The sequence below is a fragment of the Marinobacter salicampi genome (genome assembly GCF_011074795.1).
Taxonomy (GTDB): Bacteria; Pseudomonadota; Gammaproteobacteria; order Pseudomonadales; family Oleiphilaceae; genus Marinobacter; species Marinobacter salicampi.
Genome location: NZ_JAAMPF010000026.1, coordinates 143,265 through 167,268 on the forward strand (window position 1 = coordinate 143,265; position 24,004 = coordinate 167,268).

Here is a 24,004-nt window from a genome sequence, read left to right on the forward strand (position 1 = left end):
AGTGGCGTTAAAATAGTGAAAAAAAGTGTGACGCCGTTCGCGTTTCTGCAGGACTTTCTACAGCAGGCGCAGCTGGCGGGCCCGTGCCAGGGCTTCTGTACGACTGCTAACGTCCAGTTTGCCATACAGATTCCGAATATGGGCCTTCACGGTGGTGGCTGCCACATTCATCCGCAGAGCGATTTCCTTGTTGGGTAGGCCTTCGTTAATCAGGCTCAGGACCTCTTCTTCGCGCTGACTCAGCGGCTCAACCAGTTGCACCGGAGCCTGTCGCTCCCCTGCGCTTTTCGGGCCTGGCCCGGACGGCGCCTCACGAAGCATGGCTACCAGTTCGGCAAACCAGACTGCAGGCAGGTCAGCGCCGTTCAGGGCCAGAATCATGCTTTGGATAACCTGGCTTTCTTCCACAAACATGCGCAGGAAACCGGCTTTTGCAGCCCGTTGCAGGGCCTGGATGAGCAGCTGTTCCGCGTCCCGGCTTTGGCCTTCCGCTTTCAGGGCCTCGGCGTAGAGCACGAGCACCTCGATGAGGTGTCGGTAATGATGTCCCTGTTCGGTACTCAACCGTAGTGGAGCCAGCAGGGCGATGGCTTCTGCGGGCTGTCGCAAGCTCAGGAGTACGCGAACGGCGCTGATGGCGCTCTGTTCTCGATTCAAAGGGTTACGGAACTGGCTGTTTTCGCGCCTCTCCAGCCAGCTACGGGCGCGGTTCAGGTCGCCCCTTGCCAGATGACACCGGGCGCGTAGTGCGGCGCAACTCGGCGGTTCAAAGACAATGTCTTCGCCCCGGCGCTCCGACACTGACTCGGCATCCTCCAGCGCAGCCAGGGCCTCGTCGTAGCGGCCCTGACTGAAGGCCAGGTGCCCACGCACGTACTGAATAATGACATGCTGCCCGGGCTCTGTGCCGCTCTCCACATGGCCGATCAGTGGAGCCAGGTAGGCTTCGGCCAGCTCTGGCTCGTTGCGCTCCCGGTAGATCTCCACCAGGGTGCTGTTCTGCCAGCAGGAAATCAGCCTCGGCTGTGTCGGGTCGTTGTAATGCTGGTCGATCCAGTCCCTGACGTCGGTACAGGTGGCCAGCGCCAGTTCCATGTCGCCCCGGTTGAACTGTATCCATGCCAGCAGTCCGCCACTTGAAAGCACCGTAGACGGCTTGCGTTCCCGTTCGCCGTGGCTGACCGCCGACCGAAGTGCTTCCTCGGCGGCTTCCAGCTCACCCCGGCCATAGTAGTCCAGGCCAAGGCCGTAATAGGTTACCGACTTGAGGGGAATGCGGGTGTGGTCAATGTCCCTCAATACCTGGTTGGTGAGATCCTGGGCGCTTTTGTCATCACTGCGGGAACGGGCCAGATAGGAACGCATCAGCGAAATCTCGCTCTGCAGGCCCAAAGCGCCATCTGCATCGGGATGGGAGTCCGCTACGCGCCTGTCCAGCAGGTCTTCCAATTGCGCCAGCAGATCCTTGATCGGAGCTACACGATTGGCGAAAAACAGCGCCCAGATCTGCAACATCAGCAGCCGGGGATTGTCCTCGATTTCCGACGCGGGCAGGGCGTCGAGCCAGTCCAGCACGGGCAGATGGAAACCCCCGTGGATCAGATTATTGCCGTGCTGCTCCAGCACCCGGGCAAGCCAGGGCCACTCCTGTCTTTGAACGATCTGGCTGATGGCTTCCTGAATATGGTCGTGCACCAGCAGCCAATCAATGGCGCGGTTCTGCAGTTCGTCGACCCGACCGGGGTCAGCATGCCGGGCACGTTGCAACAGTGCCTCGCGGAACAGGTCGTGGTAACGGAACCAGGCCTGGCGGGTGTCCAGTGGTATCAGGAACAGATTGCGCCGGGTCAGGGTTTCCAGCAGCGCCTGACTGTCATCGGCCTGCCTCATGGAATCGCACAGGGACGCGCAGAGCCGTGGGCAGACGGCCGTGTCGAGCAGAAACCGGCGGACGTCTTCCGGCTGTTGCGCCAGAATTTCCGTCAGTACGTATTCGCTGATCTGACGGCTGCTGACATGAATGGGGGAGGCCGTGCGTCCGTCAACACGGTTACCATCCTGACCCGACAACGCCGCCAGCTGCATGGCGGCCACCCAGCCTTCGGTGGTTTTCCAGATGCGGTGGGCATCCTCCGGTGACAGCGGCAGGGCCATGGTTTCCTGGAAAAAGCGCTGGCACTCCCGTTCGGAAAACGCCAGTAGCTGCGGGTGAATCTCGTCCACCCACTGCCGCACACGCCAGCGGGCCACCGGCAGCTCGGGCTCGACCCGGGAGGCGATGACCAGGGTGATATTGGGTGGCAGATAGTCGATAAAATACGTGAGCTGGCGGTGGATCCGGTGGTCATGCACCAAGTGATAGTCGTCCAGCACCAGCACGCCTTCCTGGCCCCAGCTCACCAGTGCGTTGATCAGGGTGGTGATGGCCCCTTCCAGCTCCTGGACACTGTAGCTGTTGATGTGCTGACGGCAGTGTTCGAGCCCCGTAACCCCGCTGTTTTCCAGGGCGCCTACGACATATTGCCAGAATCGCCGGGGCTCGTCGTCGTGCTCGTCCAGAGCCAGCCAGGCCACAGTCGGAGGCGGGGCCTGGGTCATCAGATCGTCACACCACTGGTTCACCAGGGTGGTCTTGCCAAAGCCGGCCGGCGCCACAACAAGATTCAACTTTTTGGTGGGTCTCTGGGCGAGCATGCTGGTCAGACGCTCGCGGGGTATGGCGCGGGCATCCGGGGCGGGTCGCATGAATTTGGTGGCTAGAAGCATTGGCTGACTGCGTGGCTCTGGACAGGACGGCCGGCTCCGCAATCGACTGTCGGTAGCGCGGCCAGACCGTCAGGTGATCCTGTCTGGTGGTCATCTGGGACTACAGGCTCGGGTCCCTCAAGTAACGAATTGTGTGCTTTGTCGTGGTGAAGTCAAGGGCCGGCACTTGATTCGTCAGGATTTGGTCTACACTGAGTTATCAGGCACTATCTATTCTATAAAGGTCTTTAAAACCTTTCTTTTAAAACATGTTCTTCACAATCAGGAGCGATCGGGTCGATGAAACTACAGCAGCTGCGCTACATATGGGAAGTCGCGCATCATGATCTGAACGTCTCAGCCACCGCCCAGAGCCTCTTTACCTCCCAGCCCGGCATCTCCAAGCAGATCCGCCTGCTCGAAGACGAGCTGGGACTGGAGGTGTTCGCACGCAGCGGGAAACACCTGACCCGTATTACCCCCGGCGGGGAAACCATCATCCGGGAAGCTGGCGAGATTCTGCGTCGGGTTGAGGGCATCAAGAAGATTGCCCAGGAATACAGTAACCAACGCAAGGGCGACCTCAGTATCGCCACTACCCACACCCAGGCCCGCTATGCGTTGCCGCCGGTGATACAGGGCTTTATCGAGGCTTTCCCCGACGTCTCCCTGCATATGCACCAGGGAACGCCCATGCAGATTTCAGAAATGGCCGCCAATGGTGCGGTGGATTTTGCCATTGCCACCGAGGCCATGGAGCTTTTCAACGACCTGATCATGATGCCCTGCTATCGCTGGAACCGCAGCGTGATCGTTCCGAAGAATCATCCGCTGGCTTCCCTGGGCGAACTGACCTTGCCGGTACTGGCGGAATATCCATTGGTAACCTACGTGTTCGGGTTTACCGGCCGTTCCAAGCTGGACGAGGCTTTCCAGACCATGGGCCTGACACCCAGGGTGGTCTTTACGGCTGCGGACGCTGACGTCATCAAGACCTATGTGCGCCTGGGGCTCGGGGTAGGCATCATTGCCAGCATGGCGTTCGACGAGAATGTGGATACCGACCTGGTGGCGCTGGATGCCCGCCAACTGTTCCGCCCCAGCGTCACCCGCATCGGCTTCCGTAAGGGTACCTTCCTGCGAGGCTATATGTACGACTTCATCAAGCGCTTTGCACCCCATCTCACCCGTGAAAGAGTGGATGAAGCCGTGGCTCACCAGGGCAGCCGGTCAGAGATCGAAGAACTGTTCAGGGACGTGGAGTTGCCCACCTACTGAAGTCGCGACTTCGCTTTTCACCGCCATAAAAAACCGGGGGCAGACCCCGGTTTTTGGATTATGAAAGATCAGTGCTTGCAATTACATTGCCAGCATGGAGACCACACTCTTTCTTGGTCGACTCCTCCCACCACCAGCGGCCTTCACGCTCGTGCTGGCCCGGCAGTATGGGGCGGGTGCAGGGCTGACAGCCAATGCTGACGTAGCCTTTCTCGTGAAGGGTATTGTAGGGCGCCTCACTCATGCGGATGTAGTCCCAGACGTCTTTAGAACTCCAGTTCGCCAGTGGGTTGTACTTGACCAGGGTGCGCTCATCCGTGGAGAACGCATCGTCCCGCTGAACAACGGGTACATCGTTTCGCGTCGCTGGGCTCTGTTCCTTGCGCTGGCCGGTAATCCAGGCATCCACGGTGGCCAGTTTACGGCGAAGCGGACCGATCTTGCGCACACCACAGCACTCGGAATGCCCATCCTCATAGAAACTGAACAGACCCTTCCGACTGACCAGGTACTGCAGTTCGGCAGTATCCGGCGCCATAATCTCGATAGTGATGCCGTAGTGCTTGCGGACCCGCTCGATGAAGTCATAGGTTTCGGCATGGAGCCGCCCGGTGTCCAGGGTGAACACCTGCAGGTTGTCCGTCAGCTTGTGGGCCAGTTCGATCAGGGCCACATCTTCCGCTCCGCTGAAGGAGATGGCAATGTTGTCGTGCCGGGCAAGGGCGGCCTTGAGTATGGCGCGGGGCGACTTGTCACTCAGGTCCTGGTTCAGTTGCTGTAATTCGTTCATGGAAAAAACTGCTTCCTTTGAAATTTGGGTCAAATCTACCATTGCAGACAGCGAGTCTGAAGGAAGAAGCACCTATATGCTTATATCTGACCCTGAGTTCACCCCCGCGGGGCAGATCCGCAATGCATTCTGTGCCGGTTTTTTCTATTATACGCGCTCTTGAATCACCAACCGTTAGCAGGAGATGTCCGTGGAACTCGCATGCCTTGACCTGGAAGGAGTATTGATCCCGGAAATATGGATCGCATTTGCGGAGAAAACCGGTATTGATGCCCTCAAGGCCACCACACGGGATATCCCGGACTACGATGTGCTGATGCAGCAACGGCTCCGGTTACTGGATGAGCATGGCTATGGCCTGCCGGCGATCCAGGAAGTGATCGGTGAGCTGGACCCGCTGGAAGGCGCCAGCGAATTTCTGGACTGGCTCAGGGAGCGTTTCCAGGTGGTCATTCTTTCCGACACCTTCTATGAGTTTGCCATGCCGCTGATGGCCAAGCTGGGCCACCCGACGCTGCTGTGTCACAAGCTGGAAGTTAATGAGGAAGGGCGGATCACCGATTACCTGATCCGTCAGCGGGATCCCAAGCGCCAGGCGGTCCGGGCGTTTCAGTTGCTTAATTACCGGGTGATTGCCGCTGGCGACTCCTACAACGACACCACCATGCTGAAGCAGGCGGAAGCGGGCATCCTGTTCCACGCGCCCCAGAACGTCATTGACGAGTTCCCCCAGTTCCCGGCTGTTCATACCTTTGAAGACCTGAAGGCAAAATTCCTGGAGCTCAGCAATCGCTTTTAGGTCCCGGGCCGAAGCCCTGCAAAACTCGTAAGCCCCGAGCAGGAAAGCGCCCGGGGCCAGGGCTCTGTCGACTTGCTAACAGCTATTCCTTGGATTCCAGCGTGTCCATCAGTCGCCGTACCTTGGTCACAGACTCGTCATATTCTTCCCGCGGATCCGAATCAGCCACGATGCCGCAGCCAGCCCAGCAATGAATGCCGCCTGAGGCGTCTGTCATCAGTGTGCGGATGGCAATGTTGCTTTCCAGGCTGTTCTGGTAATCCCACCAGAAGACACTCCCGCAATAGGGCCCACGCTGGTGGTCTTCCAGCTCTTCTATTATTTCCATGGCCCGCTTCTTGGGCGCGCCGGTAATGGAGCCGCCGGGAAAAGCGGATAAAAGAGCCGTTAGCGGAGAAACCTCTGGGTTTAGCTGGCCAGTAACCGTACTGACCAGCTGATGCACATTCCGGTAGCTTTCAATTTCGAAGAGTTTGGGCACCTTGATGCTGAAAGGTTGGCAGAAGTGGGCCAGGTCGTTGCGGATCAGGTCGACGATCATCAGATTTTCCGCCCGGTCTTTCGGGTTCGCCTTCAGTTCTTCCGCCAGAGCCAGGTCCGCGGTCGGGTCGCCCGCATCCCGCGGTCGGGTGCCTTTAATGGGCTTGCTGGTGACGGCTCCGTTGTCTATATCGAGGAACATTTCCGGCGAAATGCTCAGCACCTGGAAGTCCCCCGCGTCAATATAAGCACTGTGAGGTACCGGGATGGCCTCGATGAGAGCCTGAAAAGCAGAAAACGGGTGGCCGCAGTAACCGGTTGTAAATTTCTGTGACAGGTTTACTTGATAGCAATCCCCGGCTGAGATTAGATCAAGTACTCGCGCCACGCCGGTCTGGTAGTGGTGGGCAGAGTGCTCTTCTGAAAAGGGAGCGGTTAGGTAAAAACCGGGAATCTCCGGATCATCCAGCCGGATCTGATTGATCAGCCCTTTGACCTGGAGGCGGGTGGCTTGCGGACACAACGGGTGAAACACCAGTCGTGCCGCCCCGGGGTCTGCGATGCCGCCGATGGTCAGTTGCCAGAGGTAGTGCCCCACATAGCCGAGGCCATGTGGAAGTGCCTGACGCCCGGTCTCGAATCCTGGCTGGGTATGGCGCCCCGCTTCGTAGCCAATCACCCCTGCGATCGCGCCACCGTCCGGACATAAACCGGTGGCGTCATGGGCACGCTGGATCTCGGCAATGGTCGCTTCAAACCCGGCGCGATCGGCAGGTAAACACCAGCGCTGCCGCGGCCAGGCGGAATAGCGTTGCTCGGAACCCGGGCGTCCGGTGAACTGAACAAAGCCGGGCTGACGGCTCAGACAGACTATAAAGGAGGAAACTAGCTCAGCTGGCAGCGAAAGCTGCTCCATGGTATCGGCCAAAAGGGATGTCCATGACAGTTCGTTGAATGGCGACAATCAGACGGTAATAGTAACGTATTGGCGGTGCTCGCATACATGGCTATCCACAGTGGCCGTTAAAGTACCTGGCCAGAATATTCTTATAAAAACTGAAACTCGGGAGTTCGTTTTATGTTGGCAACACTTCGTCACTTCACTTTTCTGGGCCTTTTTCTGGCGGTTTTCGGTATGTCCACAGGGCTGCATGCGCAACAGGATTCATCGGATACGGAGGCCGAAGTGAAAGAAATGGCGCAGAAGCAGTTTGAAAGAATGTATGAAAAGGTCATCGAGAATACCTCTGACCGCATGGTGCTGACGGGCGGTGTCAAGCCATTCGCTGTGGTGACGGATACCGGCGACAACGTCAAGGTGGTGCGGCTGAAGCAGGCCGAGGAGATGCCAGCGGAACTCGCACTGGAAGTGGTTCGCCGTAGCCTTCGGGTCCTGGTGGGCAAGGGCAAGGTCGGGGCAACCACGCTGGTATATGTTGCAGACAACCCCAATCAGGAATCCGAGGCAGATAAGGTACTGGTTGCCGAAATGGAGCATATTTTCGGTCTGACCTTCGCCCAGCTGACCCCCTATACCATGAAAGACGGCGAGCCCCGGTTCGGTGAGCCCGTAGTTGTGGATATGGAGCCATCCATTTTCAAGACCGAGGAGAAATCTGGGGAAGAGGCTGATCAATAGTCTAAATTGTTGGACAATTAGATTATTGAGGAGTGTGAATGTGATCACGGAATAGTCAGGCCCCACTGACGTACTCTTTAACCGTGCAGACACAAAAGCAGACACAAAAGCAGTACAACAAAACATCTGCACATGCATAAAAACAATGGAATCCGTTAAGGAGAACAAAATGAAAGGCCTGAAGAAAATTGCTCTTGCAACTGCAGTTGCTGCAATGCCATTCGCTGCTCACGCAGACCTGAAAGCCCTCGACGACACCTCTATGGGTAACGTTACCGGCCAGGCGGGTGTGACCATCGAACTGGAAACCGAAGTCAGCATCGGCGAGTTCCGCTACACTGACGAAGGTTACCTGGCAGTGAACGACATCTACATTGGTGGCGGCACTGTTGAGCGTGACGGTTCCGGCGTTGTAACTGGCGTCAGCGGCCTGCTGGATGACCTGCAGATCGACATCGACATCGAAGCTGACGGCGACGCCGTTATCGACGTTCACAGCATCTCCGGTGCTCCGATCGACTACGCCGTTGGTGTTGGTTCAGCTTCCCTGAACTCAACCGACGGTTCAGGCGACAGCACCCTGCTGGCCAGCAACATCGGTATTGAAGGTGCCTTGGCGCAGCTGAACATTCGTGTTGATACCGCTACTGATAACCTGATCATGAACGTGGGCTTCAACGTGACCCAGATGGACATGGACATCGACTTCCTTGGTGTGAATGTTCGTGACATGGCGGTCATGGGTGCTGGCTTCCTTGAAACTGGTGGTGCGGTTGATCCAGCCGATCCAGCTACTCTGTCAAACGCCTACGCGTTCGCAACCATTACCGTTGGCAAGGGTGTTAACTCTGCTGGTAACGACGCTCTGGCTGTTTCCATCCCAAGCTTCAATGCTGACATCGTAGTTGGCGCGGTTGAGATCGGTGGAGCTTCCATCGGTTCCTTCCAGGTGGACAACCTGTCCGTCACCAACACTGAAATGCTGATCTACGGCCACTAATCCTGGTTTCAGCTTAAGTGTTAAGAAGCGCCCCGCCTAGCGGGGCGCTTTTTTTGTAGCTTAAAAATGATAAGGCGGTGCGGCCCGCCGAGGAACGAGTCTTTTGAGCTGAATCGCACTTAGTCTCAGGTCCTGATTGACAGGTGGGCCAGGTCTGGGAATGGGCGGCAAGCTGAATGTGTTCACTTGAGAGCGGTATGTCGCTTTCGGTTGGCGTACCTATTCCGACGAGTAGCCCAATAAAAAACCGGCCCCCTCCAGAGCCGGTTTCTGTGTAAACGAAACCGTTACCGGTCTGGCACCGCAATAGACAGATCAAAGCCACCACCGGGCCTTGGCGTTAACTGGATAGGCCCCTCGTTAATGGCCTGAGGCACATTGATACGGTCAATACCCGGCGGGTTGCCGATGGAAAAATTTACGTTCTGACCGTCAAACGCGATGCCAAGCTGGTCGTTCAGGAAGGTCTGGCTGAATGGCTCGTCCGGGATTTCTGCCTGCTGGCCGAAGATGATGGGCGAAACCGTTGGCTGGAAGTTGGCCGGGGGCTGGGCTCTTGCCAGTTCTTCCTGGGGCAGGAACAGGGCGCGGCGCAGGAATTCTTCCCGGGCCCGCTCCAGAGCCTCATCTTTACCCAGCTCTTCATATTGCCGCAGGGCGTTCAGGTAAGCCTGCTCCTCGGATTCCTGGATCGCCGGTTCGCCGGGGGAAATGGTCAGGGAGCGAATCACCCGCTGGCGTTCCTGCTGGGGTTTCTGTTGGTCCCGCGGCACAATAATGATGGCCGAGTCTCTAACGTAGGTGTCGACCATTTCTTCCGATGTCAATGATTCAACGCCGGCCTGGACAGGTAGGGCCATGACGCTGGTCAGGGCGAGATACAGGGCGTTGCGACGAATCATGACGAGCCTCTCATAGCGGGCAGTGCAGAAATAGATTTCTCTGGTAGAGTATTTGGTCAGGACGCTGGTAATTCAAGGTGTTTCTGGTGATTTTGTGACCGGCGGCGTTTACAGGGTCATCTTAACGTTGCTGGCCCGTCAGGATTCGGATTCAAAGCATGACATCAGGTTTAAAAGCTCGCTGGAACCGCTGGGTAAGCCAGCGGATACCCCGCAGCGACAGCCAGCGCTTTCACCAGCGCAATATTTTTATCCTGCCTTCCGGAGCAGGTGTGGTCTTTACCGTATTGCTGGTGATCATGCTGATAACCGGTATCAACTACCAGAACAGTCTGATCTACCTGCTGACTTTCCTGCTGGGGGCTGTGTTTGTGGCGGCCATGCACCAGACCCACCGGAACCTGGCAGGTTTTGAGCTGACCCTGGTGCAGCCAGGAGAAGGGTTCGCCGGGGATGAGATTCCTTTTGTCCTGCGCGGCTCCAGCCCAAGAGACGACGCCATCGCCATCGCCTTTACGTTACCCGCAAGCTCAGGTGTTGCCCGTCGTACCATCGATACGCTGACCTTTATGGAGGGCGACACCGACGACCTCACCGTTCTGGTGCCTGCCCCCAGGCGGGGACTGCAGGGAATTGACCGCCTGCGGGTGGAAACCGGCTTCCCGTTCGGTCTGCTGAAAGCCTGGTCCTGGATGCGCCCGGAAGGTCAGGGGCTGGTCTATCCGCGACCGATAACGCCACCCTTAACGATGACCGACATAGGGGAGGGCGATGAGTCGGCCCAGCTTAGGGCGGCCTTCGGTCATGACCATGCCGAAATACGGCCATGGCGCGCCGGTGACATGATCCAGCGGGTGCTGTGGAAGCGTTATGCCCGCACCGGGGAAATGGTCATCGCCAAATGGGAAGGCGACCAGGGCAGCCCCCACTGGCTTGACTTCAGTGCTTTTCCTGGGGCAGAGGCCGAGCTTCGCCTGAGCTACCTCACCGCCCAGGTACTGGAGCGGGATACCGCCGGCCAGGTCTTTGGCCTCAGGTTGCCGGGGCAGGTGATCGAGCCGGACAGCGGCGAGCTCCACCTGCGCCGGTGTCTAAGGGCCCTTGCGCTGTTCGGGATTCACCAGCCTGGAACCGCTGATGCCTCCCATCTTCCGTCCGCTCAGTCGGCACGGGCTGCGGTATGAGGCGCCGGGAACTGGCAGGTGCCGCTCCAGCAGGGCCATCAGCAAAGGGCTACCCTGAAAAGCTGTCGTCCCGGGCTCTGCTGTGGCTGATGCTGGCCTTTGCGATCCTGGTCACGCCGCAATGGGACCGCTTGCCCTGGTGGCTGCTTGCCCTGTGTATCGTGCTCGCCAGTTGGCGGTGGCTGGCACAACTCGGCCGGGTTCGTCTGCCCGGTCGTTTGATACGCCTGGCGATCATGGCCGCCGCCATTGCGGTCTATGTGGCAACCGTCAAGGGCCGTTTCTCGGTGGATACAGCCTCCTCTTTTTTTGTTCTGGCAGTAGGGCTGAAATGGCTAGAAACCCGAACCGCCCGCGACTTCTATGTGCTGTTTTTTATTCTGGTATATCTGGCAACGGTCAATTTCCTGTTCCAGCAGGACATTGGATGGGCACTGCTTAATCTCACAGGTGTCACGTTTCTCTTCATCGGGCTTCAGGTTCTCAATGCGCCCCGGTTAAAGGGTGCAACATGGGCCAGCTGGCGAAGGCTCGGAGTGATGCTGTTGAAAACCCTGCCCATTGTTGTGCTCCTGTTCGTTTTCTTCCCGCGCATGCCGCCGCTCTGGAGTGTACCGCTGGTTTCCAACCAGGCCAGGACCGGCATCAGTGACACCATGACACCGGGGTCCATTTCCGATCTGGCACAAAGCAGTGAGCGGGCCTTCCGGGTTACTTTCGGGGGCAAGATACCATCCCACCGGGACCGCTACTGGCGCGGCCTGGTGCTTGATCAGCTCGAGGGGGAAACCTGGGTGCAGGGCCTGAGGCAGCCGTTCGAGCGGGCGGGCATGGTCAATATCGACGGAGGTATCGGCGCTTTGGAAGATGATGAATACGATGTCCTTCTGGAAGCCACCAATCAGCGTTGGGCCTTCGCCCTTGATGGTTCAATGGCGGTTTCGGGCAACCTGGTCTCAATGGATGGGGATCTATTTCGCTTGCGCCGTCCCGCGGATACCGCAGTCCGGTATCGGCTGGCTTTTGAAGACAGCCCTGAGGGCGTTGCATCTGTTCAACCGGTGCTCTCTCCTTCAGAGCACCGCCAGTATCTGCAGCTGCCGATTAAGGGTAACCCCCGCACACGGGCCCTGGCCCGGCAGTGGGCAAGCGAAATGGATAAGCCGCTTGAGCTGGCCAACCGGTTCCTGCAGCGTTTGAAGACCGATGCCTATTTCTACACCTTAAGACCGCCGACCATGCCCGAGGATGGCATCGACGCGCTCCTGTTCGATGTAAGGCGCGGGTTCTGTGCCCACTATGCTGGCGCCATGACCTTTTTCCTGCGCGCTGCCGGTATCCCGGCCCGGGTGGTGGTGGGTTACCAGGGTGGCTCGACCGGGGCGGGCGACGAATACCTGATTGTACGCCAGTATGACGCTCACGCCTGGGTGGAAGTCTGGTTGTCCGGATCAGGTTGGGTGCGGGTCGACCCGACGGCAGCCATTTCGCCGGAGCGGATCGAATCCGGACTTCGCGACGCCGTCGCAGAGGAAGGGTCGTTCCTGGAGGACGACTGGGCATCGCCCCAGCGTTACGGGGACATCGAGCTGATCCAGTGGGCGAGCCTTCGGCTGGACATGCTGAATTACCAATGGACTCGCTGGGTGGTTGGCTATCAGGGTCAGTCACAGATGAATCTGATGTCGCGCCTGCCAGGTAACCTGACCCTGCGGGAGTTGGGCTATGTCACGGCCGGACTTATTGCCACCGCTTTGCTGGTAGCAGCCCAGGTGACGGCGGCCCGCCAACACAGGGGAAGGCCGTCTGATCCGGTGCGAAGGTCTGTGGACCGCTGGCAACGCCTGCTTCGCCGCCACGGTGTCAAACCTGTCACCGGTGAAACGCCCGAGCAGTTGGCCCGGCGCGCCTCGGGGCAGTATCCCCAGGCCAGAAAACTGCTTCATGCCTTTGCCGCCCTGGTGAACAAGCATTACTATGGAGCCGGCGATATGACCCCTGCCGACCGCCGCGCCCTGAAACAACTTATACCCGCGACAAGGCATGCGATAAAATCCCGGCCTGGCGGCTCAAGGTGAACCGGCAGGTGGCCCGGAGCTTGTGTCGATTCCCGTTCCGGGAATCAGCCTTAATGAGGTAACGCGTTCGTGCAACAGTCCTACCAAGCGATGACCTGGCATTCTGCTGCCTGGGCCTCCGTTAACACCCGTGTTCATGCCGGGCAGTTACCCCACGCACTGCTTGTGGGTGGTGAGCGGGGCGTGGGCAAGCGCCTGTTTGCCGAAGCCCTGGCCCACAAACTGGTTTGCGAGCAGCCCCAGGGCCCGGATTTACTCCCTTGTGGCGGCTGCAAGCAATGCAAGCTGGTAGCTGCCGACTCCCACCCTGACGTGAGGTTTTACGCCCCGGAAAAATCCCGCATGATCAAGGTGGATCAGGTGCGGGCGCTGTCAGGTTTTGCGGTGGCATCGCCCCAGGTTGCCCGGCGCAAGATCATCGTGATCGACCGGGCTGACCAGCTCAACATAAATGCTGGCAACGCGCTGTTGAAGACCCTTGAGGAGCCGACCGCGGATTCCATCCTGATCCTGCTCCAGGAAACTGGTCGACCCGTACTTCCGACCCTGCGGTCACGGTGCCAGTCACTGGTACTGCCAACACCCGGGCCGGAGGCCGCGACCCGATGGCTGGATGCCGAGCTTGCAGAAGCGGAGGTGGAGGTCACTGCCAGCGCCGCCCAGAGGTCCCAGGCGCTCACAATGGCCCGCTTTGCGCCCCGGCTGGCACTGGAGTTTCTGGCGGGGGAGTACGTCACGCTTCGGGAAGAGGCTTTGTCAACATTCCGTCGCTTCATGAAATCAGAAGTGTCCGTGTCGGAAGCCGCCAAACCATTCAAGACCCTGGGCCCCGAAGCCACCCTCTGGCTGATGGAGCTCTGGGCCTCGGACATGGCGAGGATCAGCGCCGGAGGCCAGGGCCGCGACACCGAGGCGGCTGATATGCTGGGCTTCCTGGCTGGCAGCAATCCGTCCTGGCGTGCCCATGAGCTGCTTGATGCCATCCGGGAGGCACGGTCGGCGCAGGTGTACAACGCCAATCCGGAGCTTGAAGCCGAGCGATTATTGATCCAATGGCTCGGACTCATGCCTGCCAGAAAGCGCCGGGTCAGCTAACCAATACCGCGAATTGGCGTCTGGAGGGCTGGGCGTTCTTTGTTCATGCCTGCTATGATTGACCGATAGTAAAACTGACAACAGCCTTACGGAAGGAAGTAGCTATGGGGCCTGGTTTCGGCGCACGCAGTGGCATTCTGACCCTGACCATTAAAGACAAAGCCGTTCTGTACGCGGCCTATATGCCCTACATCCGCCAGGGCGGGCTTTTTATCCCGACGCAGAAGCAGTATCAGTTGGGGGACGAGGTGTTCCTGCTGCTGAACCTGATGGACGAGCCGGAGAAGCTCCCCGTGGCTGGCAAGGTGATCTGGATTACCCCCAAAGGTGCCCAGGGAAACCGTGCTGCCGGCATCGGGGTACAGTTTAACGGCGACGACGAGTCAGCCAAGAACAAGATTGAGTCCTACCTCGCAGGAGCACTGAGTTCCGATCGCCCCACCCACACCATGTAAGGCATTTCTCCGCTCCATGAATGACTATCTGGTTGAGGCGCCAATGGTTGATGGCAAGCCCCAGTATCGTGAAACCCGTTGGCCCCTGAAGAACCTGACGCTGGCTGGCATCCATTGGCCTGCCCGGTCACCGCAGCCAGAGACGCCGGCTATCGTCATGCTGCATGGCTGGCTGGACAACTGCCTGTCATTCGTCAGGCTGGCACCGGAGCTGAACCAGCATGCCGAAGTCTATGCCCTGGACATGGCCGGCCATGGTCATTCCGGGCACAGGCCGGCAGGACAGAGCTACCTGCTTGGCGAGTATGTGGCGGACCTGGCCGAAATGATCGAAAGCACATTCAGCCAGCCGGTCGATCTGGTGGGGCACTCCCTGGGCGGCATAGTGATGGTGCTTTATGCCGCGGCTTTTCCTGAAAAGGTCCGTCGGCTTGTAGTGATCGACAGCCTCGGGCCGATCAGCAAGGATAATGCAGATGCGGTCGGGCAGTTACGACGTGGCATTCAGAAACGGTTGTCAGGTTCCGGCAACAGCATCGGCTATGACTCCCTGGAGGCAGCCGCAGTGGCAAGGGCAGGGGGATTGAGCCCATTGTCGGCAGAGGCGGCCGAGCAGTTGGTGGCCAGGAACCTGGTCACCGGCAAGAACGGTGTTGAATGGCGCACGGACCCGCGACTCCGGCACCCCTCCCTGATGATGTATACCGAAGAGCAGGCGATGGCGTTTTTACGAGGCGTGCGTGCAGAGACCATGCTGATCCGTGCCGACAAGGGCCTGTTGGGTAATCGCGAACGCTGGCAGGGTCGTATTGATGCTGTACCATCACTTACCGAAGTGGTGGTGCCAGGATCCCACCACTGTCATCTGGACGGCGACACCCGTCCGGTGGCTGATGCAGTCAGAGGCTTTCTAATTCATGATCATTAAGCGAATCACCATTGTCCAGCTGCTTGCCTTGTTTATGGCGCTATGGGCCAGCCCGGGGGTTATGGCGGAGGATATTCCTCCCTATCCCAAGGCGACCGTTGAGAAAACCGTGCCCATTGTGTCGTCCGGCCACCGGATTCTGCTGAGCGCAGTGCGGGAAATAAATGATCAGATCCGGTCCGACTCTATCGTGCGCCTACCCGTCGAAGGTGAGGGTCAGCTGCTGCAGGTAGAACCGGACGCCAGCCGTAAGCAGGCGCGACAGTATTATCTGGACGAACTGGCGGCCCGGAACGCCATAGTTCTGTATCGTTGCGAAGGCCGGGCCTGCGGTCGCAGCAACGTCTGGGCCAACCAGATTTTCAACGAAGCCCGGCTCTATGGCCGGGATACCGACCAGGATTACGTAGCCGCCGCTTACCAGAACATGGATGGCGAGGTAAAGGTCGTGCTTGTGTATACCGTGACGCGGGGCAACATGCGGGAGTACGTCTGGGTTGAGCAACTGACCACGGAAAGCAGCGAAGCGCTGCCCGGTTTCACGGCAGGTTCCACCAGGATTCTGGGCCCTATCATTATTCCCTGGACCGGCGGGGTGACCTTCCAGTTCGATTACAGCGCCAACAACCGGCGTCAGGTCAGGGAGTGGGCGCAGGAGCCGGGCACGAAGGTGCTGGTCAACAGCTATACCGAACTTGAGGAGTCCGAAACCCTCGACAGCGCCATGAACCGCGCCAGGGAAGCGGCCCAGTCCATGGCCGTTCTATTGGGCAAAAGCGGGGTCAGCGATTCACAGATCATGCCGATTATTATCGGTCCCGCCGTTGCTTTTGACGTGCCTTCCCGCAGTGGTAACCGGATTGAACTGAAAGTTGTCACCAGCCCGGAATGACCCTGTGTTTACCGGGACCGTGGCTACACAAGGAGCGTAGAGCGGGTGAGCAAGAACACAAGTAAAGGGGGTGCTGCCGGGCCGCCGAAGGAGCCCGGTAAAACCGCCGAGCCCCAGGGTGCAGGAAAAAACCCGGGCCCGGCGGCGAAGGCTTCAGGCCCTGTCGCTCCCATCCGCAAACCAACGGTTGCTCTCACACTCGGCTCTGGTGGCGCTCGGGGCTATGCCCATATCGGCGCCATCGAAGTGCTGGTGGAGCGTGGTTACGACATCATCGCCATTTCAGGCTGCTCCATGGGGGCGCTCATTGGCGGTGTTTTTGCGGCCGGCAAGATGCAAGACTACAAGGACTGGGTGACGGGCCTTGGTCAGTTTGATGTTCTGCGGCTGCTTGACCTCTCGCTGGCGACGCCCGGCGCTATCCGGGGAGAGAAAATATTCTCCGTGGTACGGGAGATGATCGGCGATATCCGGATCGAGGAGCTGCCATTTGCGTACACCGCCGTGGCCACTGATCTGCTGGGCCACAAGGAAATCTGGTTCCAGGAAGGCCCCCTGCATCAGGCAATTCGGGCCTCTGTTGCGATTCCCGGTGTTGTTACCCCCGTGGTGCTCAACGGGCGGGTTCTGGTCGATGGCGCCTCCCTCAATCCGCTGCCAATCATTCCCACAATCTCCTCCCATGCAGACCTGATCGTAGCCGTTAACCTCAGCGGTGAAGACGACCGTCGCCAGAGGTTGCCCGATGCTTTTTTCGCCCCTGAAGAAGACAGCGATCTTGAGGAGTGGCTGGAAAGGATGCGCGACAAGGCGTCACGCTGGCTGGACTGGGACCTGGTGCGCTCATTCGTGAACCGTCGGGACCAGGGCCGGCCCCTTGAAGATGAAATGGATGGCGATGCGCCCGAGCACAGGATGGCCAAAGCTGTTCGCGAAAAGGAAGCCGAGAAAGCGGCGCTCAAACAGGCCGGTGCGGATCGTAAAGAGCAAGAGGAAGCCGAAACCATCGCCTGGGACCGGCTTGGGCTGGGGAAATTTGACATCATGAACCTGACCATCGAGACCATGCAGAGTGCTCTGGTTCAGTACAAGATTGCCGGGTATCCTCCTGATTTGCTTGTTAACGTGCCAAAAAATGCATGCCGTACCTACGATTATCATAAGGCGCCGGAACTGATTCAGCTCGGGCGCCAGCGCATGACCACTGCCCTCGATCGCTACGAGAACCACGAAAGCAGCTCTGGGCCTCTCGCAATCTGAATTGACTTCGGGGAGGTCTTAGGTCGCCGGTAACCGGGCTGCGGAATGAATCGCCGCTGCAGAATACTGGCTGATGGGCGTATAATTCCGGTGCTTCGGACCATATAGGCGAGGGCCAGGCGACGAGTTCAACGTTACAGCTACCCGATACAGAGGATACGGTTTGACCCAGCCCATTGAAGACCTGATCACCATCCGTGACTTGCTGCGGTACGCCTCGACCCGATTCGCCGGCTCAGAGCTTTTCTACGGTCACGGCACGGACAATGTGTGGGATGAGGCGGTGCTGCTGGTGATGCGCAGCCTTAATCTGCCGCTGGAAAATAATACGCTGTTCCTGGATGCAAGGCTGACCCGGGAAGAGCGCAAGGTGATCCTGGATCGTCTTGAACGTCGTATTCATGATCGCACACCGCTGGCCTATCTTCTTGGCGAGGCCTGGTTCATGGGTATGCCGTTTCAGGTAGATGAGCGGGTGCTGGTACCTCGCTCGCCTCTGGGAGAGCTTTTACAGGCAGGGGTTCAGCCGTGGCTTGGTGACCACGAGGTTTACCGCATACTCGATCTGTGTACCGGTAGTGGCTGCATTGGCATTGGTGCGGCTTCTGTTTTCCAGGAAGCAGAAGTGGTGCTGTCGGACATATCCGGTGATGCACTGGAGGTGGCCCAGGGCAACATTGTGATGCACGAACTTGAAGACCGCGTCTCCACCGTCAGGTCGGATGTGTTCGAGAGTATTGACGGGCGATTTGATCTTATCCTGAGCAACCCGCCTTATGTAGATGCCGAGGATCTGGCGGATATGCCGGCTGAGTTCCATCATGAGCCTGTGCTTGGCCTGGCGGCCGGTCCGGACGGGCTTGAGATCGCCCATCGCATTCTGGAACAGGCAGCCGATCATCTGGCGCCGGGGGGACTGTTGATTGTTGAGGTAGGCAACAGCTGGCCGGCGCTGGTCGAGGCCTATCCTGAGTTGCCATTTATCTGGCTGGAATTCGAGCACGGTGGTGATGGCGTGTTCCTGCTCCGTGCGGCAGACCTTGTTGAATGGCAACGCCACAGAAACATTTAAAAGACTTTAACCAACCTATATAAGATATTGATTATGTCTGGAAACAGTTTCGGAAAATTGTTCACAGTGACGACCTTTGGCGAGAGCCACGGCGCTGCCCTGGGTTGCATCATTGACGGTTGTCCTCCGGGGCTTGAGCTGTCTGAGGCAGACCTGCAGGGGGATCTTGACCGCCGCAAGCCAGGCACGTCCAGGCATACCACCCAGCGTCGGGAAGCGGATGAGGTCCGTATTCTCTCTGGGGTTTTTGAAGGCAAAACCACTGGCACACCCATTGGCATGGTGATCGAGAACACCGATCAGCGCTCGAAAGACTACTCCAAAATCTCCGACCAGTTCCGGCCTGCCCACGCTGATTACACTTATATGCACAAGTACGGCGTGCGGGATTACCGGGGCGGCGGCAGGTCGTCGGCCCGGGAGACCGCCATGCGGGTCGCAGCCGGCGCGGTGGCCCGGAAGTACCTGTCGGAACGCCTGGGTATCCGCATTCGCGGTTACCTGGCGCAATTGGGCCCTGTTGTAATTGAGAACCTGGACTGGGATCAGGTCCACCAGAATCCCTTTTTCTGCCCCGACGCGGCAAAGGTGCCTGAACTAGAAAACTACATGGACGCCCTGAGAAAAGAGGGCAATTCTGTTGGTGCGAGAATCAACGTCGTGGCCGACAATGTGCCTCCGGGCCTGGGCGAGCCGGTTTTTGACCGGCTTGATGCAGACCTGGCCCACGCCCTGATGAGCATCAACGCGGTCAAAGGTGTTGAAATCGGTGCAGGCTTTGGCTGCGTAGCCCAGAAGGGCACCGAGCACCGGGATGAGCTTACGCCGGACGGCTTTCTGTCAAACCACGCCGGTGGTGTCCTGGGCGGCATCTCCTCAGGCCAACCGATACTGGCCAGTATCGCACTCAAGCCGACGTCCAGTCTGCGCCTGCCGGGGCGGAGCATCAATGCCAGCGGTGAGCCTGTGGAAGTGATCACCACCGGTCGCCACGACCCCTGTGTGGGCATCCGGGCTACCCCCATTGCTGAAGCCATGATGGCGCTGGTACTGATGGATCATTACCTGCGTCATCGGGGACAGAACGGAGATGTGGTTGTGACCACGCCGGATATAGAGACGAACCGTAACCGTTAACCCTCACACCGCAGGTAACGTTTATCTACTGGCGACTTTCCAATCTCTACTTCTGGTTTTTCGCGCTGCTGGGTGCGCTCCTGCCTTATTGGTCCCTTTACCTTGAAGCAAGGGGCTTCAGTTACCTCCAGATAGCCACGTTGATGGCGACTATCCAGCTTACCAAGGTGGTTGCGCCCAACCTGTGGGGCTGGATAGGAGACCGCACCGGCCGCCGGGTGCAACTAGTGCGGCTTGGCGCTGTGGCCGGGGCCCTGTGTTTCCTCGGGGTTTTTCTGGATACGGGGTTTTACGGCCTGCTGCTGGTCATGCTCGCCTTCACCTTCTTCTGGAACGCCATACTTCCTCTGTATGAGGTGATAACCCTGCAGGGCATGGGCCGGGACCGGGAACGCTATGGCCGTGTCCGGCTCTGGGGTTCGGTGGGTTTCATTGTCTCCGTGGCGGGGATTGGCTGGCTGCTGGACCTGTTGCCGCTGACCACCTTGCCCTGGTTATTACTACCGCTGTTCGCCGGCATTGCCATTTCAACTCTGCTGATTCCTGCCGAAACAGCCACCACCCGTCCTAAACGGGTGCGGGGGAGCCTGAAAGCCATCGTGGCTGACCCATCCGTGCTGGCTTTTTTTGCGATGAACATCCTGCTGCAGGTCTCCCATGGGGCTTACTACACCTTCTTCAGCATTCATCTGGAAAAGCTCGGCTATGACAAGCTGGCCATCGGGCTGCTCTGGTCCCTCGGGGTGTTTGCGGAAATCATTCTCTTCATCTTCATGCACCGTCTGCTGCGCCGGTTTACCGTCCGTCAGATCGCGCTGACTGCTGTGGCGCTGACGTTGCTGCGCTGGGGCATGATAGCGGAGGTCTCCTCCGTCCTGGTTCTGCTGATTATCGCCCAGTGCCTGCACGCAGCTTCGTACGGCGCCCTGCACGCGATATCCGTGCACTACATTCATGGCTATTTTGGCGAGCAGCACCACGGCCAGGGTCAGGCGCTTTACAGCGGCCTGACCTTTGGTGCCGGCGGTGCGGTGGGGGCGTGGATGTCGGGTTTTATTGTAGACGCTTACGGAACGCCGCCGGCCTTCTGGGCCAGTGCCGGAGCCATGGCGGTGGCGTTTGTGGTGGCCTGGTGCTGGCTACGACCACCACCCCGGCCGGCCTGAGTCGACGGCTAGCGTAGCTCCTCCACGATGTCCACCAGGGCCTGGGCGGGTCGTGAGAGCAGCCGGCCCCTGAGCCCAACGGCACCCAGTACCCGGGAAACCTGGGCCGGTATCGCCAGCTCGGTCAGTGAATCGTCAACCATGCGCAGGGGTAGCACACTCCAACCCAGCCCTACACTGGTCATCATCTTGAGGGTTTCCATGTAGTTGGTGGGCATTTCTGGTCGTAAGGTGAGGTCCGCTTCCAGAAAAAGACGACTGATCGCCCGGTAGGTGGCGGTGCCTGGGTCAGGCAAGAGCGCGCTGAAGCCGGCAAGATGAGCAAGGCTGGGGTGCGGCTGTTGGGCCAGTGGGTGGCCCTTGCCCACCACAAAGGCCATGGGGTCATCCCAGCGGGCATGCACCTGGAAACTTCTGTCCATGGCGTCGTTCAATGTCACAAACGCAAGTTCTGCACTGCGTTTGCGCATCCGGTCGAAGGCACTCTCCGAGTCCATGAACTGAAGACCGAGGCTTACCTCCGGATAATCCCGGTTTAGCCGTCTGAGCCAGGCTGGCAGATGATGAAGGCCGATGTGGTGACTTGCGATCACTGACAAATAGCCCCTGACGTCTCCGTTGCCCATGGACAACGCCAATCTTGCATTATGGATTTCATCAAGGATGCGTCGTGCATGGGGCAGCAGTCGGGCGCCTGCGTCGGTCAGCCCCAGCTTGCGCTGGGACCGGTCGATTATCGGCCCGCCCAATTCATTTTCAAGGGCGGCCACGCGCTTGCTTATCGCGGGCTGGGTCAGCTCAAGTGACGCAGCGGCTTGTGAGAAGGATCCTTCGTCCACGACGGCGATAAAGGCTTCCAGAGCCTGGGTATCCATGTCTCAGCCTTGTTGACAGTGGTTGGAAAAAGCATTCCCATATGGAATGGTATTTATAATAGACATGAATTGCGGTTATGTCTTTGGCGGCGCTATCATGTGACTGGTTTTTAGTACTGCGCCACTGGAGGCTGTTATGGCAGGTAAGACGTTATACGACAAGTTATGGGACGACCATGTGGTCAAACAGCGGGACGACGGTTCGGCCCTGATTTACATCGACCGTCACCTGCTCCACGAGGTTACCTCTCCCCAGGCCTTCGAGGGTCTGCGCCTTGCCAATCGCAAGCCGTGGCGTCTTGATGCCAACCTGGCCACACCGGACCACAACGTGCCCACCACAGACCGCGCCCGTGGTGTCGACGGCATTGTGGACCCGGTCTCACGGATTCAGGTGGAAACCCTGGACAGCAACTGCGATGAGTTCGGCATTCTGGAATTCAAGATCAAGGACCAGCGCCAGGGGATTGTGCATGTTATTGGTCCGGAGCAGGGAGCGACCCTGCCGGGCATGACCATCGTCTGCGGTGACTCCCACACCTCCACCCACGGGGCCTTCGGCACCCTTGCCCACGGTATAGGCACGTCGGAAGTCGAGCACGTGCTGGCGACCCAGTGCCTGGTCCAGCAGAAAATGAAAAACATGCTGGTGAAGGTGGACGGTAAGCTGGCGCCGGGCATTACCGGTAAGGATGTCGTGCTCGCCATTATTGGTCGTATCGGCACCGCCGGTGGTACCGGGTGTGCAATAGAGTTCGGCGGCGAAGCCATCCGCGATCTGTCCATGGAAGCCCGCATGACTATCTGTAACATGGCTATCGAGGCCGGTGCCCGGGTTGGCATGGTGGCGGTAGACGACAAGACCATTGATTACGTGCGTGGGCGTCCATTCTCGCCTAAAGGCGAGCAATGGGATCAGGCGGTGGCTCACTGGCGCACGCTTCATAGCGATCACGACGCGGTGTTTGACAAGGTTGTTGAACTGGACGCCGCCGACATTAAGCCACAGGTGACCTGGGGCACATCCCCGGAAATGGTGGTGGGTGTTGATGGCACGGTTCCGGATCCGGATCGTGAAGAGGATCCGATCAAGCGTGAAGGTATTGTCCGGGCGTTGAAGTACATGGGCCTGAAGCCCAATATGCCCATCTCCGAGATCCGGCTGGACCGCATTTTTATCGGCTCCTGCACCAATTCCCGGATCGAGGACCTGCGGGAAGCAGCAGCGGTGGTCAAAGGCAAGAAGGTGTCCACTACGCTGAAGCAGGCCATGGTGGTGCCGGGGTCAGGCCTGGTAAAGGCCCAGGCCGAGCAGGAAGGGCTGGACAAGATCTTCATTGAGGCTGGCCTTGAATGGCGCGACCCTGGCTGCTCCATGTGTCTGGCCATGAACGCCGACAAGCTCGGTCAGGGTGAGCATTGCGCCTCCACTTCAAACCGTAATTTCGAGGGCCGCCAGGGGTTCGGGGGCCGGACTCATCTGGTCAGCCCGGCAATGGCAGCGGCTGCGGCAATAGCCGGTCACTTTACCGATGTCACTCAACTGACCCGCTGATTGGCCTCGAGGAGAATAGTATGAGAGCGATGAAAACCCATAAGGGCCGGGTAGCGCCCATGGACCGGTCAAATGTCGATACCGACATGATCATTCCAAAACAGTTTCTGAAGTCCATCAAGCGAACTGGTTTCGGCCCGAACCTGTTTGATGAGCTTCGGTATCTGGACGAAGGCCAGCCGGACCAAGACTGCTCAAAGCGTCCGATCAATCCGGATTTCGTGCTCAACCAGCCCCGTTATGCCGGTGCCAGTGTATTGCTGGCAAGGCGTAACTTTGGTTGTGGCTCGAGTCGGGAGCATGCGCCCTGGGCGCTGGACGACTATGGCTTCAGAGTCATAATCGCGCCCAGTTTTGCCGATATATTCTATAACAACTGCTTTAAGAATGGTCTTCTACCTATTGTTCTTGAAGAAGATATTGGCGACCACTTGTTTAAGGAAGCCGAAGAATCGGAGGGCTATGAGCTTGCTGTAGACCTGGAGGCCAAGACGGTCACGACCCCTTCCGGCGAATCGTTTGGGTTCGAGGTCGACGATTTCCGCAGACATTGCCTGCTCAACGGTCTGGATGACATCGGCGTTACGCTGGAAGATGGCGATGTCATTCAGTCGTACGAGGACAGGCGCCGGCAGACGGCGCCCTGGCTGTTCAATTCTCCCGCCTGACACCAG

Annotated in this window: 21 protein-coding genes; 16 read left to right on the top strand and 5 right to left on the bottom strand. The window is 58.7% G+C overall.

Features of this window, described 5'->3' with window-relative positions:
• Positions 1 to 57: 57 nt before the first annotated feature.
• A complete protein-coding gene (locus G7W63_RS14860; protein WP_166259778.1) occupies positions 58 to 2,766 on the bottom strand; it encodes a winged helix-turn-helix domain-containing protein in 2,709 nt (902 codons plus the stop codon).
• A 279-nt stretch (positions 2,767 to 3,045) separates the two neighbouring features.
• Here G7W63_RS14860 and cysB point away from each other — a divergent pair, with 279 nt between their 5' ends.
• Entirely contained in the window at positions 3,046 to 4,023 is a 978-nt protein-coding gene (cysB, locus tag G7W63_RS14865) for an HTH-type transcriptional regulator CysB (RefSeq protein WP_166259780.1), read from the top strand.
• A 58-nt stretch (positions 4,024 to 4,081) separates the two neighbouring features.
• Here the strand turns inward: cysB and G7W63_RS14870 are convergent, their stop codons facing one another.
• Entirely contained in the window at positions 4,082 to 4,855 is a 774-nt protein-coding gene (locus tag G7W63_RS14870) for a phosphoadenylyl-sulfate reductase (protein WP_278185425.1), read from the bottom strand.
• 148 nt (positions 4,856 to 5,003) lie between these two features.
• Between G7W63_RS14870 and thrH the strand changes: the two genes are divergently transcribed.
• Entirely contained in the window at positions 5,004 to 5,612 is a 609-nt protein-coding gene (gene thrH, locus G7W63_RS14875; RefSeq protein WP_166259784.1) for a bifunctional phosphoserine phosphatase/homoserine phosphotransferase ThrH, read from the top strand.
• Positions 5,613 to 5,694: 82 nt separating this feature from the next.
• Here the strand turns inward: thrH and G7W63_RS14880 are convergent, their stop codons facing one another.
• Positions 5,695 to 7,020, bottom strand: coding sequence for an anthranilate synthase component I family protein (locus tag G7W63_RS14880; protein WP_242634436.1), 1,326 nt, complete (start codon positions 7,018 to 7,020; stop codon positions 5,695 to 5,697).
• Between the two features lie 150 nt (positions 7,021 to 7,170).
• Here G7W63_RS14880 and G7W63_RS14885 point away from each other — a divergent pair, with 150 nt between their 5' ends.
• Both G7W63_RS14885 and G7W63_RS14890 read left to right on the top strand, forming a co-directional pair.
• Complete coding sequence (locus G7W63_RS14885) at positions 7,171 to 7,731, top strand: hypothetical protein (protein WP_242634437.1); 561 nt, start codon at positions 7,171 to 7,173, stop codon at positions 7,729 to 7,731.
• A 169-nt stretch (positions 7,732 to 7,900) separates the two neighbouring features.
• The gene (locus tag G7W63_RS14890; RefSeq protein WP_166259787.1) at positions 7,901 to 8,731 is read left to right on the top strand and encodes a DUF6160 family protein; all 831 of its coding nucleotides are present in this window, start codon (positions 7,901 to 7,903) and stop codon (positions 8,729 to 8,731) included.
• Between the two features lie 287 nt (positions 8,732 to 9,018).
• Here G7W63_RS14890 and G7W63_RS14895 read toward each other — a convergent pair whose 3' ends face one another.
• The gene (locus tag G7W63_RS14895) at positions 9,019 to 9,633 is read right to left on the bottom strand and encodes a hypothetical protein (protein ID WP_166259790.1); all 615 of its coding nucleotides are present in this window, start codon (positions 9,631 to 9,633) and stop codon (positions 9,019 to 9,021) included.
• Between the two features lie 158 nt (positions 9,634 to 9,791).
• Between G7W63_RS14895 and G7W63_RS14900 the strand changes: the two genes are divergently transcribed.
• From G7W63_RS14900 to G7W63_RS14945, 10 genes are all read left to right on the top strand, one after another.
• Positions 9,792 to 10,817 (top strand): DUF58 domain-containing protein, encoded by a 1,026-nt coding sequence (locus G7W63_RS14900; protein WP_166259793.1) that lies wholly within the window; start codon positions 9,792 to 9,794, stop codon positions 10,815 to 10,817.
• Positions 10,814 to 12,895, top strand: coding sequence for a transglutaminase TgpA family protein (locus tag G7W63_RS14905; RefSeq protein WP_166259795.1), 2,082 nt, complete (start codon positions 10,814 to 10,816; stop codon positions 12,893 to 12,895). The genes G7W63_RS14900 and G7W63_RS14905 overlap by 4 nt, the downstream gene beginning before the upstream one ends.
• A 90-nt stretch (positions 12,896 to 12,985) precedes the next feature.
• Positions 12,986 to 13,990, top strand: a complete 1,005-nt coding sequence (holB, locus tag G7W63_RS14910; RefSeq protein WP_166260237.1) for a DNA polymerase III subunit delta' — start codon at positions 12,986 to 12,988, stop codon at positions 13,988 to 13,990.
• 104 nt (positions 13,991 to 14,094) lie between these two features.
• Positions 14,095 to 14,445: a PilZ domain-containing protein gene (locus G7W63_RS14915; RefSeq protein ID WP_166259798.1), complete on the top strand. Its 351-nt coding sequence runs from the start codon at positions 14,095 to 14,097 to the stop codon at positions 14,443 to 14,445.
• Positions 14,446 to 14,461: 16 nt separating this feature from the next.
• Entirely contained in the window at positions 14,462 to 15,373 is a 912-nt protein-coding gene (locus G7W63_RS14920; RefSeq protein WP_166259800.1) for an alpha/beta fold hydrolase, read from the top strand.
• On the top strand, positions 15,363 to 16,265 hold the full coding sequence (locus G7W63_RS14925; RefSeq protein ID WP_166259803.1) for a DUF4892 domain-containing protein: 903 nt from the start codon (positions 15,363 to 15,365) through the stop codon (positions 16,263 to 16,265). The genes G7W63_RS14920 and G7W63_RS14925 overlap by 11 nt, the downstream gene beginning before the upstream one ends.
• A gap of 171 nt (positions 16,266 to 16,436) precedes the next feature.
• On the top strand, positions 16,437 to 17,525 hold the full coding sequence (locus G7W63_RS14930; RefSeq protein ID WP_166260240.1) for a patatin-like phospholipase family protein: 1,089 nt from the start codon (positions 16,437 to 16,439) through the stop codon (positions 17,523 to 17,525).
• A 163-nt stretch (positions 17,526 to 17,688) separates the two neighbouring features.
• Complete coding sequence (gene prmB, locus G7W63_RS14935; protein ID WP_166259806.1) at positions 17,689 to 18,597, top strand: 50S ribosomal protein L3 N(5)-glutamine methyltransferase; 909 nt, start codon at positions 17,689 to 17,691, stop codon at positions 18,595 to 18,597.
• Positions 18,598 to 18,630: 33 nt separating this feature from the next.
• Positions 18,631 to 19,734 carry a chorismate synthase gene (aroC, locus tag G7W63_RS14940; protein ID WP_166259809.1) on the top strand — a complete coding sequence of 368 codons (1,104 nt, stop codon included), beginning with the start codon at positions 18,631 to 18,633 and terminating at the stop codon, positions 19,732 to 19,734.
• 80 nt (positions 19,735 to 19,814) lie between these two features.
• Complete coding sequence (locus G7W63_RS14945) at positions 19,815 to 20,900, top strand: MFS transporter (protein ID WP_242634447.1); 1,086 nt, start codon at positions 19,815 to 19,817, stop codon at positions 20,898 to 20,900.
• Positions 20,901 to 20,908: 8 nt separating this feature from the next.
• On the opposite strand, the gene G7W63_RS14950 is transcribed toward G7W63_RS14945, so the two are convergent.
• Positions 20,909 to 21,775: a LysR family transcriptional regulator gene (locus G7W63_RS14950; RefSeq protein ID WP_166259812.1), complete on the bottom strand. Its 867-nt coding sequence runs from the start codon at positions 21,773 to 21,775 to the stop codon at positions 20,909 to 20,911.
• A 136-nt stretch (positions 21,776 to 21,911) separates the two neighbouring features.
• On the opposite strand from G7W63_RS14950, the gene leuC reads away from it, so the two are divergent.
• On the top strand, positions 21,912 to 23,330 hold the full coding sequence (leuC, locus tag G7W63_RS14955; protein ID WP_166259815.1) for a 3-isopropylmalate dehydratase large subunit: 1,419 nt from the start codon (positions 21,912 to 21,914) through the stop codon (positions 23,328 to 23,330).
• 20 nt (positions 23,331 to 23,350) lie between these two features.
• The gene (gene leuD, locus G7W63_RS14960; RefSeq protein WP_166259818.1) at positions 23,351 to 23,998 is read left to right on the top strand and encodes a 3-isopropylmalate dehydratase small subunit; all 648 of its coding nucleotides are present in this window, start codon (positions 23,351 to 23,353) and stop codon (positions 23,996 to 23,998) included.
• Positions 23,999 to 24,004 lie beyond the last annotated feature (6 nt).

What these genes read in the sequence shown, in the direction of transcription:
- G7W63_RS14925 (WP_166259803.1), top strand. Translation starts at nt 15,363, where the DNA reads ATGATCATTAAGCGAATCACCATTGTCCAGCTGCTTGCCTTGTTTATG.
- holB (WP_166260237.1), top strand. Translation starts at nt 12,986, where the DNA reads ATGACCTGGCATTCTGCTGCCTGGGCCTCCGTTAACACCCGTGTTCAT.
- G7W63_RS14895 (WP_166259790.1), bottom strand. Translation starts at nt 9,633, where the DNA reads ATGATTCGTCGCAACGCCCTGTATCTCGCCCTGACCAGCGTCATGGCC.
- aroC (WP_166259809.1), top strand. Translation starts at nt 18,631, where the DNA reads ATGTCTGGAAACAGTTTCGGAAAATTGTTCACAGTGACGACCTTTGGC.
- G7W63_RS14885 (WP_242634437.1), top strand. Translation starts at nt 7,171, where the DNA reads ATGTTGGCAACACTTCGTCACTTCACTTTTCTGGGCCTTTTTCTGGCG.
- G7W63_RS14915 (WP_166259798.1), top strand. Translation starts at nt 14,095, where the DNA reads ATGGGGCCTGGTTTCGGCGCACGCAGTGGCATTCTGACCCTGACCATT.
- G7W63_RS14905 (WP_166259795.1), top strand. Translation starts at nt 10,814, where the DNA reads ATGAGGCGCCGGGAACTGGCAGGTGCCGCTCCAGCAGGGCCATCAGCA.
- cysB (WP_166259780.1), top strand. Translation starts at nt 3,046, where the DNA reads ATGAAACTACAGCAGCTGCGCTACATATGGGAAGTCGCGCATCATGAT.
- G7W63_RS14870 (WP_278185425.1), bottom strand. Translation starts at nt 4,855, where the DNA reads ATGGTAGATTTGACCCAAATTTCAAAGGAAGCAGTTTTTTCCATGAAC.
- G7W63_RS14860 (WP_166259778.1), bottom strand. Translation starts at nt 2,766, where the DNA reads ATGCTTCTAGCCACCAAATTCATGCGACCCGCCCCGGATGCCCGCGCC.
- leuD (WP_166259818.1), top strand. Translation starts at nt 23,351, where the DNA reads ATGAGAGCGATGAAAACCCATAAGGGCCGGGTAGCGCCCATGGACCGG.
- G7W63_RS14900 (WP_166259793.1), top strand. Translation starts at nt 9,792, where the DNA reads ATGACATCAGGTTTAAAAGCTCGCTGGAACCGCTGGGTAAGCCAGCGG.
- G7W63_RS14920 (WP_166259800.1), top strand. Translation starts at nt 14,462, where the DNA reads ATGAATGACTATCTGGTTGAGGCGCCAATGGTTGATGGCAAGCCCCAG.
- G7W63_RS14950 (WP_166259812.1), bottom strand. Translation starts at nt 21,775, where the DNA reads ATGGATACCCAGGCTCTGGAAGCCTTTATCGCCGTCGTGGACGAAGGA.
- leuC (WP_166259815.1), top strand. Translation starts at nt 21,912, where the DNA reads ATGGCAGGTAAGACGTTATACGACAAGTTATGGGACGACCATGTGGTC.
- G7W63_RS14890 (WP_166259787.1), top strand. Translation starts at nt 7,901, where the DNA reads ATGAAAGGCCTGAAGAAAATTGCTCTTGCAACTGCAGTTGCTGCAATG.